This is a genomic window from Pseudonocardia sp. (assembly GCF_050246655.1).
Lineage (GTDB): Bacteria > Actinomycetota > Actinomycetes > Mycobacteriales > Pseudonocardiaceae > Pseudonocardia.
This window is the reverse complement of the sequence record NZ_JBFWVQ010000109.1, coordinates 7,099-18,582: the sequence shown is the minus strand read 5'-3', so window position 1 is coordinate 18,582 and position 11,484 is coordinate 7,099. Positions and strand designations below refer to the sequence as shown.

At 74.2% G+C, this 11,484-nt stretch carries 10 protein-coding genes and 1 tRNA gene; 6 read left to right on the top strand and 5 right to left on the bottom strand.

Going from position 1 to position 11,484, the window contains the following annotated elements:
- The 5 genes from AB7J25_RS25095 to AB7J25_RS25075 all read right to left on the bottom strand — a co-directional run.
- The coding region (locus tag AB7J25_RS25095; RefSeq protein WP_428512791.1) for an aldehyde ferredoxin oxidoreductase family protein at positions 1 to 1,472 on the bottom strand (1,472 nt) is incomplete at its 3' end.
- 40 nt (positions 1,473 to 1,512) lie between these two features.
- Positions 1,513 to 2,394 carry an NTP transferase domain-containing protein gene (locus tag AB7J25_RS25090; protein WP_428512789.1) on the bottom strand — a complete coding sequence of 294 codons (882 nt, stop codon included), beginning with the start codon at positions 2,392 to 2,394 and terminating at the stop codon, positions 1,513 to 1,515.
- 130 nt (positions 2,395 to 2,524) lie between these two features.
- A tRNA-Arg gene (locus AB7J25_RS25085) sits at positions 2,525 to 2,600 on the bottom strand.
- Between the two features lie 149 nt (positions 2,601 to 2,749).
- Positions 2,750 to 3,553 carry a class I SAM-dependent methyltransferase gene (locus tag AB7J25_RS25080; RefSeq protein WP_428512787.1) on the bottom strand — a complete coding sequence of 268 codons (804 nt, stop codon included), beginning with the start codon at positions 3,551 to 3,553 and terminating at the stop codon, positions 2,750 to 2,752.
- A 101-nt stretch (positions 3,554 to 3,654) separates the two neighbouring features.
- On the bottom strand, positions 3,655 to 4,794 hold the full coding sequence (locus AB7J25_RS25075; protein ID WP_428512785.1) for a metallophosphoesterase: 1,140 nt from the start codon (positions 4,792 to 4,794) through the stop codon (positions 3,655 to 3,657).
- Between the two features lie 49 nt (positions 4,795 to 4,843).
- Between AB7J25_RS25075 and AB7J25_RS25070 the strand changes: the two genes are divergently transcribed.
- The 6 genes from AB7J25_RS25070 (at position 4,844) to AB7J25_RS25045 (ending at position 11,379) form a co-directional block, all read left to right on the top strand.
- Positions 4,844 to 5,533: a response regulator transcription factor gene (locus tag AB7J25_RS25070; RefSeq protein WP_428512783.1), complete on the top strand. Its 690-nt coding sequence runs from the start codon at positions 4,844 to 4,846 to the stop codon at positions 5,531 to 5,533.
- Positions 5,530 to 7,032 carry an ATP-binding protein gene (locus AB7J25_RS25065; RefSeq protein WP_428512781.1) on the top strand — a complete coding sequence of 501 codons (1,503 nt, stop codon included), beginning with the start codon at positions 5,530 to 5,532 and terminating at the stop codon, positions 7,030 to 7,032. The genes AB7J25_RS25070 and AB7J25_RS25065 overlap by 4 nt, the downstream gene beginning before the upstream one ends.
- Positions 7,029 to 8,483 (top strand): trypsin-like peptidase domain-containing protein, encoded by a 1,455-nt coding sequence (locus AB7J25_RS25060; protein WP_428512779.1) that lies wholly within the window; start codon positions 7,029 to 7,031, stop codon positions 8,481 to 8,483. The genes AB7J25_RS25065 and AB7J25_RS25060 overlap by 4 nt, the downstream gene beginning before the upstream one ends.
- A gap of 356 nt (positions 8,484 to 8,839) precedes the next feature.
- Positions 8,840 to 9,556, top strand: a complete 717-nt coding sequence (locus tag AB7J25_RS25055) for a response regulator transcription factor (protein WP_428512777.1) — start codon at positions 8,840 to 8,842, stop codon at positions 9,554 to 9,556.
- A gap of 21 nt (positions 9,557 to 9,577) precedes the next feature.
- On the top strand, positions 9,578 to 10,585 hold the full coding sequence (locus tag AB7J25_RS25050) for a sensor histidine kinase (protein ID WP_428512795.1): 1,008 nt from the start codon (positions 9,578 to 9,580) through the stop codon (positions 10,583 to 10,585).
- A 299-nt stretch (positions 10,586 to 10,884) separates the two neighbouring features.
- Positions 10,885 to 11,379 carry a MogA/MoaB family molybdenum cofactor biosynthesis protein gene (locus AB7J25_RS25045; protein WP_428512793.1) on the top strand — a complete coding sequence of 165 codons (495 nt, stop codon included), beginning with the start codon at positions 10,885 to 10,887 and terminating at the stop codon, positions 11,377 to 11,379.
- Positions 11,380 to 11,484: the final 105 nt, after the last annotated feature.

Below are 11,484 nucleotides of genomic sequence, written 5' to 3'. Positions count from 1 at the left end.
CGCAGGAACTTGCAGAGGATCATCGAGTCCATGACGGCGGCGCGGTCCTCGGTGCCGATCGCCGCAGCGACATGTCGGCTGCCGCCGTCGAGTCGGTCCAGCTCGCCCGACAGGTCCGCCTCGTAGGCGCCGGACCGGTTGTGGTCGGCGCCGCGCGCGTTTACCGCGAGCCCGAGCGCCATCGACTGGAGGGTGCGCGGCTCGTACCCCGGCAGCTCGAGGCCCTTGACCTGCGGGGCGTAGTCGATCGAGCCGGAGCCGACCACGCCGGCGGCGTGCCGGGAGCCGTGCGCGAGCAGCTCTCCGAGGCCCGGCTCACGCGCCCCGATCTCGTCCAGCGCCCGCAGCAGCGCGGCGCCGTCGCCGAAGCGCAGCCACGGTGCGTCGATCAGCCCACGTTCGACGCACTCCATCGCCCACGCGATCGTCCCGCCCGCGGAGATCGTGTCGATCCCGAGCTCGTCGCAACGGGCGCTGGCGGCGAACACGTCGTCGGGATCCGACACGCCGCACAGCGGCCCCAGCGCGAACACGTTCTCGTACTCCATGCGCTGGCTGCCGCCGCCCCTGCGGGAGTAGATGTGCTCGCACCCGATCGAACACGACGCGCAGCTGTTGCGCGCGATCCCGCGCAGCTCATGCAGCTGCTCGGCAGCCAACCGGGGGGCACCCTCGAACGTCGCGGCCGTGAAGTTGCGGGTCGGCAACGTGGAGACGGCGTTGAACGCGAGCAGGTTCGCCAGCGTCCCGAGCTCGCGGTACTTCCTCGTCGCCGGTCCGAAGCTGCGCTCGCGCAGGTCCTTCGCCGCGGCCAGCACCGCCGCAGGGTCGGCGACGTCGACCCTGGTACCCGCCTTGACGAGCACGGCCTTGAGGTTCTTCGCACCGAGCACGGCACCGAGGCCGCCACGGCCGGCGTGGCGCCCGTCGTGGCTGATCGTGGCGTAGCGGACGCCCCGTTCGCCCGCAGGCCCGATCGCCGCGGTGCGCCAGCCGCGACCGAACCGCTCGCGCACCGACGCCTCGGCGTCGGCGGCAGGCAGCCCGGCCAGCTCGAGCGCCGGCTCGAGCCGCACGCCGTCGTGCCCGACCAGCAGCACCGAGAGCACGTCGGCCCGTCCGCGAACGACGATGGCGTCGTTGCCGGTCAGCTTGCCGGCGATGGCGAACTGGCTCGACGCCAACGCGTCGGTGAGCAGCCCGGTGAGCGGGGACTTGGCCAGCACCGCGAACTTCGCACTCGTGGTGAGCGGGGTCCCGACCAGCGAGGAGAACACGAACGTCAGCGGTGCCGCGGGTGCCAGCGGGTCCACCTTCGGCGGTGCGAGGCGGTGCAGCAGCCAGGTGCCCAACCCCACCCCGCCGAGGTAGCCGCGCAGCACCCGCTCGTCGAGGTCGAGCGGCGTGCTCGTCGCCGAGCCGCCCTGAACGTCGACGATCAGGGCTCGCCCGAAGTACCCGCCCGCCGTCATCCCACGACTGTAGGCACTGTCGTGGGCACTGTCGGCACCATCAGCCGCCCGCGTCCGCGGACAGGAACGCGACGGTGTCGCCGGCCACCAGCGGGAGCTGCGGGTCCCGGGTGATCTGGTCGCCGTTCAGGGCCGCGACGACGTGCCGGTCCAGTACCAGCCCGACCGCGGCGGCGGCCTCGCCGAGCGTGGCGGCGTGCACAGCGCGCCGGTCACGCCGACCGGCCGAGGCGAGCGCACCGAAGCACTCGACGGCCATCTCCGGTCCGGGCTGCCGGCGGGCCGCCGCGTAGTCGTCCGGCGTGTTGAGGTTGATCACCGAGTCGAGCCCGGGGTCGACACGGGCGAGACCATCGTCGTCGAGCAGCGCGTCGTCGTCGAGCTGTCGCACCCGGCAGTGCTGCAGCAGCATCCCCGGGCGGAGGTCGCCCTTCTGCAACAGCTCGGTCAGGAGCCCGTGCAGCGCCGTCCTGTAGCCGGCGGCCAGCGGCTGCCGGTACCCGCGGGCCACGGGCAGCACGACGTCCACCTCGCCGGCGGCGGTTCGGTCGGAGCCCGGTTCGGTGAACGCACGGAGCACCCGCGCGACGAAGGCCGGGTGCATGAACGGGGCGTCCGTCGAGCACGCGAACGCCGTCTCTGCGCGATCGGCCACCGCTGCCAGGCCCGCCGCCAGGCCCTGCATGGGTCCCAGCCCCTCGACCGGGTCCTCCACGACCTCCACGCCCGCGGGCAGCGCGGGAAGAGCCTGGCCCGGGGCGCTCACCACCGTGACCGGGCCGCCCACGGTCCTGCGCAGCAGCGCCGTGGCCCGATACAACAGCGTCGAGCCGTGCCACTCCAGGCCCGCCTTCGGCGCCCCCATCCGTGACGACCGGCCGCCCGCCAGCACCACCCCGGCAGCATCGGCACGATCGGTCACCGAGCCGATGCTAATCCCCGGCCGGTGGGCGGCCTGTCGAACGGCACATCTCGCGCTGATGCCCTGGCGACTCCGGGTGCTCCGGATCGGGCCCTTTGCGATCGTGGACAGCATCGTCGCTGGTCAGACGTGGTGCCCCCGGCAGGATTCGAACCTGCGACACCCGCTTTAGGAGAGCGGTGCTCTATCCCCTGAGCTACGAGGGCCTGCGAGGAGCCTACCCGGGACTCCCGTCGCCGATGTTGTCGCCGTCGACGCCCCGGGGGCACACCTTCTGGGGCACACCTTCTGGGCCACACCGCGGCATCCACGCGATCACCCCGGTCGACGAGCCGGTCACGGGCCCGTTCCGGGGTCAGCCGGGCCGTGTGCCCCGCACCTGGTGCATGCGCGCCTGGAGGAACACGGTGTCCGGACGCTCGGCGGCGGCAGCCACGGCGGCCCGCAGCGCGTCGACCTCGTCCGGCGTCGCCACGCCTGCCGCCACGGTCGCGGCGCGCATGTTGTCGACCAGTTCGGCCAGGAACAGTTTCTCGCGGGTGGTCGTCATGCGGTTGACGACCGTCCGCTCGTGGACGTCGTCCAGCCCGACCGACGCGAGGAGTGCGGGCAGGCGTGGTCCGATGGCGGGGTCGCCGCCGTGGGCACGCACGGTGGCCGAGTAGACCTCGATCAACCGGTCCAGCGCCGGTGCCGGCGGATCGGCGTGCAGCGACGGGGTGTAGATGTCCTCGACAGCGACCACCCCGCCCGGACGCACCTCCGTGACCATCGCCCGCAGCACGGCGACCGGGTCGGCGAGGTGGCTGAGCACGAGCCGCGCGAAGGCCAGGTCGAAGGCCGCCGGCTCCAGCACCTCGGCGGCGTCGGCGCGGGCGAACGTGACCGCGGTGCGGGCGTCGGCCGCGGCCTTGCGGGCGATCACGAGCTCGCCGGGGTCGATGTCGACACCGACCACCCGCCCGCCCGGTCCGGCCAGCCGGGCCAGGTCGACGGTCACCTGCCCGGTGCCGCAACCGACGTCGAGGCACGCCGCGCCCGGCCGGGCACCGCACTCGACGAGGAAGGCCGTCGTGGCGGAGCCCATGACCTCCGCCTGGCGAGCCAGGCGATCGGCATCGGTGCGTCCGCCCTGGATCGTGTACTCGGTTCCCGCCACCGCGCGACCGTAGCTCGTCCCGGTGGCCGGAAGCGCGATCCATGATCGTCGGAACGGGGACATGGGGTGCACGGGTGCAGCTCATGTACCGGAAACGGTGATCATGAACTTGATCCCGCGCGCAGCACGAGCACCGTGATCTCCGGCGGCGACCCGACGCGCGCAGGCGGTCCCCAGAACCCCGTGCCGCGCGTGACATAGAGCCAGGTCGGCCCCACCCGGACGAGCCCCGAGAGCACCGGCTGGTCGATCAGCGCGACGTGCGTGATCGGCCACAGCTGCCCGCCGTGGGTGTGCCCGGAGATCTGCAGGTCGACGCCCGCGCGGGCGGCCCGGTCCACCATCACCGGCTGGTGGCAGAGCAGCACGACCGGCTCGTCCGGCGCGCGCCCGTGCAGCGCCGCGTCGAGGTCGAAACCGTGCCCGACCACGCCGGACGTGGCGGCGGTGCGGTCGTCGCAGCCCGCGATGTGCAGGACGGCGTCCCCCCGCCGCAGCGTCTCGCGAGAGTTGCGCAGCACCCGCACGCCGAGCGTCGGCAGGTATGCCACCCAGTCCGCGGCGTCGGAGAAGTACTCGTGGTTCCCGGTGACGAAGTAGGCTGGGGCGGCGAGGTCGCGCAGGGGTGCGGCGGCCGGGCCGAGGTCGGCGACGCCGCCGTCGACGAGGTCGCCCACCACGGCGACGGCGTCGGGCGCCTCCCGGTTGATCGTGGCGACGATCCTGGCGAGATCGCCGCCGTCGACGAACGGTCCGAGGTGGATGTCGGAGACCGCGGCGATCGTGAACCCGTCGAATGCAGGGTCGAGCCGGTCGAGGACGATCTCGCGTCGCTCGACCCGGACGCGTCGCGCCGCCAAGATGCCGTAGCCGATCGCGGCGACCGCACCCGCGACGGCCGTCCCCGCGACGACGGCGGACAGCAGCCTGCGCCGCGACGGGTCCAGGCCGCGGCGCCCGCCAAGGAACAGACCAAGGCGCACCAGCTCGCCGACCGCCAGCAGCAGCACCACGTAGAGCAGCACCCCGAGCCACACGTAGCCGACGTAGGGCACCACCGCCGAGACGTCCGGGGTGCGCCGGGTGACGAACGCCGCCACCGTCGCCACCGCCAGCAGGGCCACGACGGCACCGCCGGCGAGCCGCCCCCGCCGCGTCGGGAACACGCCGTGCACCGCGCGCAGGTACACGTAGCCGTGCATCAGGACGAGCACCGTCAGCACGACCGCGACGAACCCCACGCCGCCAGCCTCTCAGGCGCATCTCAGACGCTGCGGTCACACTGGACGCATGCGCATCCTCGTCGTCGACGACGACCGCGCCGTCCGCGAGTCCCTGCGCCGATCGCTGGCCTTCAACGGCTACGACGTCACGCTCGCCCACGACGGCCAGCAGGCCCTGGACGCCGTCGCTGCGGACCGTCCGGACGCGATGGTGCTCGACGTGATGATGCCTCGGGTGGACGGCCTGGAGGTGTGCCGCAGGCTGCGCGGCAGCGGCGACCCCCTGCCGATCCTCGTGCTGACAGCCCGGGACGCGGTGTCGGAGCGGGTCGCAGGCCTGGACGCCGGTGCGGACGACTACCTGCCGAAGCCGTTCGCGCTGGAGGAGCTGCTCGCCCGGCTGCGCGCCCTGCTGCGCCGCCGGGCCCCGCGCGAGCAGGGCACCTCCTCGCAGGCGCTCACCTTCGCCGACCTCACGCTCGACCCGGACACCCGCGAGGTCCGCCGCGGCGAGCGACCGATCAGCCTCACGCGCACCGAGTTCGCGCTGCTGGAGCTGCTCATGCAGTACCCGCGCCGCGTTCTCACCCGCGCCCAGATCCTCGAGCAGGTGTGGGGTTACGACTTTCCCACCAGCGGAAACGCGCTGGAGGTCTACGTCGGCTACCTGCGCCGCAAGACCGAGGCGGGCGGCGAGGCCCGGCTGATCCACACCGTGCGCGGGGTGGGGTACGCGCTGCGGGAGACACCTCCGTGACGGAGCCCGCCCGGCCCAAGGGCCTGCTGGACCGCTTCTCCCTGCGCGCGCGGATCGGGATCCTCGCGGCGCTCGTGGCGGCGGTGTCGGTGGTGCTCGTGTCGGCCGCGGCGTTCATCACGGTGCGGGCGAGCATCCTGCAGACCCTCGACGCGAACCTGCTCAACCGGGCCGTCGCCGCCACGCAGAGCGACCTCGCCGACCCGCTCGCCCTCTCGCGGGTCTCCCCGGGGCTGCTCGGCGCGGCCGACCTGCGGATCGCGTTCATCGACTCCCGCTCCGGTCTCGCCCGCTCCGTGGAGGGGCAGGCGTCGGCCCCGCCGCTGGGAGATCCCGAGCTGGCAGTCGCGACCGGGGAGTTGGAGACGTCCGTGCGTACCGCGCGCACGGACGGTGTCACCTACCGCGTGGTCGCGGTGCGGGCCGGCCCCGGGCAGGCGCTCGTCATGGCGCAGCGGCTCGATCCCACCCAGCAGGTCCTCACCCGTCTCGGCGTCGCGTTGCTGCTGGTCGGCGGGGTGGGCGTGGCGCTCGCGGCACTGGCGGGGGTCGCCGTCGCGCGCGCCGGCCTGCGGCCCGTGCAGCGGCTGACGTCGGCGGCCGAACGGGTTGCCGCCACCGGTGATCTGCGGCCGATCCCGCTCGGCGGCCGCTCGGACGAGCTGGAGCGGCTCACGCAGGCGTTCAACGAGATGCTCGGCGCGCTCGCCGCGTCGCAGGAGCAGCAGCGCCGCCTCGTCGCGGACGCGGGCCACGAGCTGCGCACCCCGCTCACGTCCATGCGCACGAACCTGGAACTGCTCGCCGCCGCCGAGCGCCCCGGCGCCCCGCCGCTGCCGGACGAGGAGCGCGCCGAGATCCTCGCCGACGTCTCGGCGCAGATCGCCGAGCTGTCGACGCTGGTCGGCGACCTCGTCGAGCTCGCCCGCGAGGACGCGCCACAGGTCGTCCACGAGCCGGTGGAGCTGACCGACGTCGTCTCCCGCGCCCTGGACCGGGCCCGCCGCCGCGCGGGCCCCACGACCAAGAACGTCACGTTCGACGCCACCCTCGTGCCGTGGACGATGGTCGGTGACGCCACCGCGCTCGAGCGGGCCGTGCTCAACCTGCTCGACAACGCCGCCAAGTGGAGCCCCGCAGGCGCCGCGGTGCGCGTCCAGATGCGCCAGCTCGACGCGTGGTCGCTGGTGCTGGAGGTCGCCGACGCGGGGCCCGGCATCGCCGAGGAGGACCTCCCGCGCGTGTTCGACCGCTTCTACCGCGCCGACGGCGCCCGTACGATGCCCGGTTCCGGGCTGGGGCTGGCGATCGTGCGCCAGGTCGCAGTCCGCCACGGCGGAGCGGTCTGGGCCGGCCGGGCACCGGAGGGCGGGGCGCTCCTCGTGCTCCGGCTGCCCGGCCGGCCGCCTGCCCCTCCTCCTAGCATGGGAGCCCGGATCGCTCCCCCCGCCGCGCCCACGAGCGCGGTCCCGCACTCCCCGAACACGGTGATGTCATGACCCACGGCCACGGTTCCGCTGCCGACGACCGCCGCGACCCGCCCGGCGCGTCGGGACCGCAGGCGGCCACGGGCGTCCCGACCTACGTCGACCCGATCGACGGCACACCCGTGCCACCCCCGCCCGGATCGGCCGATCCGTCGAGCGCAGGCGAACCCGGCACGCCGCCCACGGGGACGCCGGCCACCACCGAGGAGCCGGCTCGCGCGGCGTCCGGCGGGGCGTGGTCGCCGTGGCAGCGTGAGCAGGAGTCCTCGGCGACGCGAACGGCCGAGCTCCCGCCGCCCGCGGCGCCGCCCGGTGGCTGGCCCGATCAGGCCCCGCCCGCGCAGGGGTCGACGGCGGAGCCGCCGCCCCCCGCAGGCCGGGCGTCCGCCCGGTCCGGGACGGCCGGTTCGTCGGGACGGGGCCGCACGCTGGTGATCGGCCTGGTCGCGGGCCTGCTCGGCGGCTTGCTCGGCGGGGTCGTCGGCCACCAGCTCGCCGAGGGCGGCGGTTCCGTCGGCGTGCTGGACAGTCCCATCCCGGAGCCGGGCAACAACGCCCCGCCCGGTGCCGTCGAAGCCGTGGCGGCGCGGCTGCTGCCCAGCGTCGTCCAGATCCGCGTCCGGTCAGGCAGCGGTGGCGGCGAGGGGTCCGGCATGATCCTCAGCCCGGACGGCCTGGTGCTCACCAACAACCACGTCATCGACGAGGCGGCGGGCGGGGCCACCCTCACCGCGGTGTTCCAGGACGGGCGCACCGCCGCCGCGCAGATCGTCGGCCGCGACCCCAGCTCGGACATCGCGGTCATCCGCGTCCAGGGCGTGTCCGGGCTCACCCCGATCGAGCTCGGCAACTCCGACGCGGTGCGCGTCGGGCAGCAGGTCGTCGCGATCGGCTCCCCGCTCGGGCTCGGCGGCTCCGTCACGTCGGGGATCATCAGCGCCGTGGACCGGGCGGTGAACGTCGGGCCGCAGATCGGTGCCACGGACTCCACCGTCCTCAACGCGCTGCAGACCGACGCCGCCATCAACCCCGGCAACTCCGGCGGCCCGCTCGTCGACATGCAGGGCCGCGTCATCGGCGTCAACTCGGCGATCGCCACCACCGGCGGGGCCGACGGCGGCTCCATCGGCGTCGGCTTCTCCATCCCGATCAACCAGGCGCACCGGGTCGCGAAGGAGCTCGAGTCCACGGGCGTCGCCACCCGCGCGGTGCTCGGGGTGAACGTCGCCGTGCGTGACGAGGGGGAGGGCACCGGCGCCGTCGTCGGGCAGGTCACGCCCGGCGGCCCTGCCCAACTCGCGGGCATCGTCGACGGTGAGGTGATCACTCGCGTCGACGACCGTGTCATCACCAACGGCGACGAGCTCGTCGCCGCGATCCGCGACCACGCCCCCGGCGACCAGGTCACCCTGGTCGTCAACGGCCGTCTCGTCCAGGTCACGCTCGGCTCGAAGACCGGGTGAGGACGGGCGCGGCCGGGGTGTCCCGGATCGGCTCTGCGCGGCCCTCGGCCGGGGATGCCGTCGGCGCGTCCGGAGGACGGCCCGACCTGACCGCCTGGCGGTCGCGGCTGCCGCCAGGCGCACCCCGGTGACCGCCCAGCGTGGCTCGTCATCCGGACGTTGACGCATCGTGATCCGGAGTGGTCTCGTTCCCGCACCGGATCGCGGGGCCCCGCGACCGGGAGCCTCGGGTCGCGCCGGGCCGGTACCCCCTCCCCGCACCGGCGCGACCCGTCCCCTTTCTCCGGCGCTTACGGTGCCGTGACACGGCCCTTCCGGGCTCCCGCGGCGGGTGCTCCCAGCGCTAGCTTCTCCCCATGACCGACCGGCCGCTCGCCCTCGTCGTGGACGACGACGTCACCGTCCGCGACGTCGTCACCCGCTATCTGGACCGTGCCGGCTACCGCGTCGAGGTCGCGGGGGACGGTGAGCAGGCGCTGCGCAGCGTGGCCGGCCGGATGCCGGACATCGTCGTGCTCGATCTCATGCTGCCCCGCCTCGGTGGCCTCGAGGTGTGCCGGCGGCTGCGCCGCGACGGCCTCGGCGTCCCGATCGTCATGCTCACCGCACTCGGCGAGGAGGAGGACCGCGTCCTCGGGCTCGAGCTCGGCGCCGATGACTACGTGACCAAGCCGTTCAGCCCGCGCGAGCTGGTCCTGCGCGTCGGCTCCGTGCTGCGCCGCCACCGTGAGGTCCCGGCCCGGGACAGCGGCGCGGGCCCGGTCGTGGACGGTGACCTGCGCGTCGACGTCCCCGGCAGGCGAGCCTTCCTCGCCGACCGCGAGCTCGCCCTCACCGTGCGCGAGTTCGACCTCCTCGCCTTCCTGATCCGCCGCCCCGGACAGGTCTTCACCCGCGCCGAGCTGCTCGAACGGGTCTGGGGCTGGGACTTCGGCGACCAGTCCACCGTCACGGTCCACGTCCGGCGGCTGCGCGAGAAGGTCGAGACCGATCCGACCAACCCGGTCCGGATCGCCACGGTGTGGGGCGTCGGTTACCGCTACGACGGGGCGGCCGGGGCGCCGGCGGCATGATCACGGGATGAGCCCGGCGTGATGGAGACGGCGGCCACCGACATACCGGTGGCGCTGATGTGTTCGGTGCCCGTCGTGCTGCTGGGCGCCGTACTGCTGCACCGGATGCGCAGGCGCTCGATCACCCGCGCCGTCACCGCCCTCGTCCTCGTGCCGCTGGTCGCGGCTCTCGCCGGCATCGTCGGCGTCAGCGGCTTCATGTACACGCCGCAGCTGGGCGGCACCCTGATCGTGTGCGCCGTCGTCGCCGCCGTCGCCGTGCCCGCTGCGGTGCTCCTCGGCCGTGGCATCGCCCGCGACCTCACCTGGCTGCACGAGGCGCACGAGACCGAGCGGGCCGCCGAGCAGTCCCGTCGCGAGCTCGTCGCCTGGATCAGCCACGACCTGCGCACCCCCCTTGCCGGGCTGCGCGCCATGACCGAGGCGATCGTGGACGGCATCGTCACGGGACCCGAAGTGGTCATCTACGCCGAGCGGATGCGGCGCGAGACTGAGCGGCTCACGGCGATGGTCGAGGACCTGTTCCAGCTGTCGCGGATCACGTCGGGGGCGCTGCGGCTGTCGCTGACGGCGGTGCCGCTCGCCGACGTCGTGTCCGAGGCGGTGGCGGTGGAGGCGGTCGCGGCGGCACGCAAGGGCGTGACCGTGTGCGCCGCGGCGTCGTCGGAGTGGCCGGTGGTGCTCGGCAGCGACCCCGAACTCGCCCGCGTCGTGCGCAACCTGCTCTCCAACGCCATCCGCCACACTCCCGCCGACGGCACGGTCGTCGTGGCCGCCGGGAGCGAGGGCGACCGCGCCTGGCTGCGCGTCGACGACGCCTGCGGCGGCATACCCGACGAGGATCTGGACCGCCTCTTCGACGTCGCCTTCCGAGGCAGCACCGCTCGCACCCCCGGCGAGGACGGCTCCCGCGGCGGGCTCGGACTCGCCATCGCCCGCGGGCTGGTGGAGGCACACCGGGGCGACATCACGGCGTGCAACCACGGGCCGGGGTGCCGGTTCGAAGTCCGGTTGCCGCTGGCGGCCTGACCCGCGAGTTGCGCATCTCGCCGGGGCGAGTTGGGGTTCTTGCGTCGGCGAGTTGTGGGTTTGCCGTCGGCGAGTTGCGGGTCTTGCGTCGGCGAGTTGCGGGTCTTGTGTCGGCGAGTTGCGGATTTGGTGTCGGCGAGTTGCGCATCTCGACGCCCGAGTTGGCGCGATCCGTCAGGCCGAGCCGCGTGTCGGTCTGGGAGCGGCCGCAGTCGCGGTGCTGCGGGCGGATCCGCACCCACTCGCGGGACGGGGTCGCGGGAGTGGTCGGTGGGCCCCGCTACGGTGACGCCATGGAGATGGCGCCGCCTCAGATCGGCCGGGCACTCGTGGTCATCGTCGACGACCGCGTGAGCCACGGGGAACGCGAGGACGTCACCGGCCCGCTCGTCGCGGAGCTGCTGGAGGAGGCTGGGCTGCTGGTCGACGGCGTGGTCGTCGTCCCCGGCGACACCGTCGCCATCCGCAACGCGCTCAACACCGCCGTGATCGGCGGGGTCGATCTCGTGATCACCGTGGGCGGAACCGGGGTGTCGCCCCGCGACGTCACCGCTGACGCCACGGCAGGGGTCCTGGACCGGCCCATCCCCGGCATCGCAGAAGCGATTCGCGCGTCCGGGCTCGCCGCGGGCGCGGTCGACGCCGGCCTCTCCCGGGGGCTCGTCGGCGTCTCCGGAAGCACCCTCGTCGTGAACCTCGCGCCGTCCCGTGCCGCTGTTCGCGACGGCATGGCCACCCTGACTCCCCTGATCGGGCACGTGATCACCGAGCTCTCGGGCCTCGACGGCAACTGAGGCAGGCGATGGCGGTGGAGCAGCCGTGTGGCGACCCGGGGCCTGGCGCGGCAGGAAGCGAAGCCGAAGCGGTACGGCGGGGTTGCGGCGGTGGCGATCCGGCCG

What these genes read in the sequence shown, in the direction of transcription:
- AB7J25_RS25070 (WP_428512783.1), top strand. Translation starts at nt 4,844, where the DNA reads ATGCGCATCCTCGTCGTCGACGACGACCGCGCCGTCCGCGAGTCCCTG.
- AB7J25_RS25060 (WP_428512779.1), top strand. Translation starts at nt 7,029, where the DNA reads ATGACCCACGGCCACGGTTCCGCTGCCGACGACCGCCGCGACCCGCCC.
- AB7J25_RS25055 (WP_428512777.1), top strand. Translation starts at nt 8,840, where the DNA reads ATGACCGACCGGCCGCTCGCCCTCGTCGTGGACGACGACGTCACCGTC.
- AB7J25_RS25050 (WP_428512795.1), top strand. Translation starts at nt 9,578, where the DNA reads ATGGAGACGGCGGCCACCGACATACCGGTGGCGCTGATGTGTTCGGTG.
- AB7J25_RS25045 (WP_428512793.1), top strand. Translation starts at nt 10,885, where the DNA reads ATGGCGCCGCCTCAGATCGGCCGGGCACTCGTGGTCATCGTCGACGAC.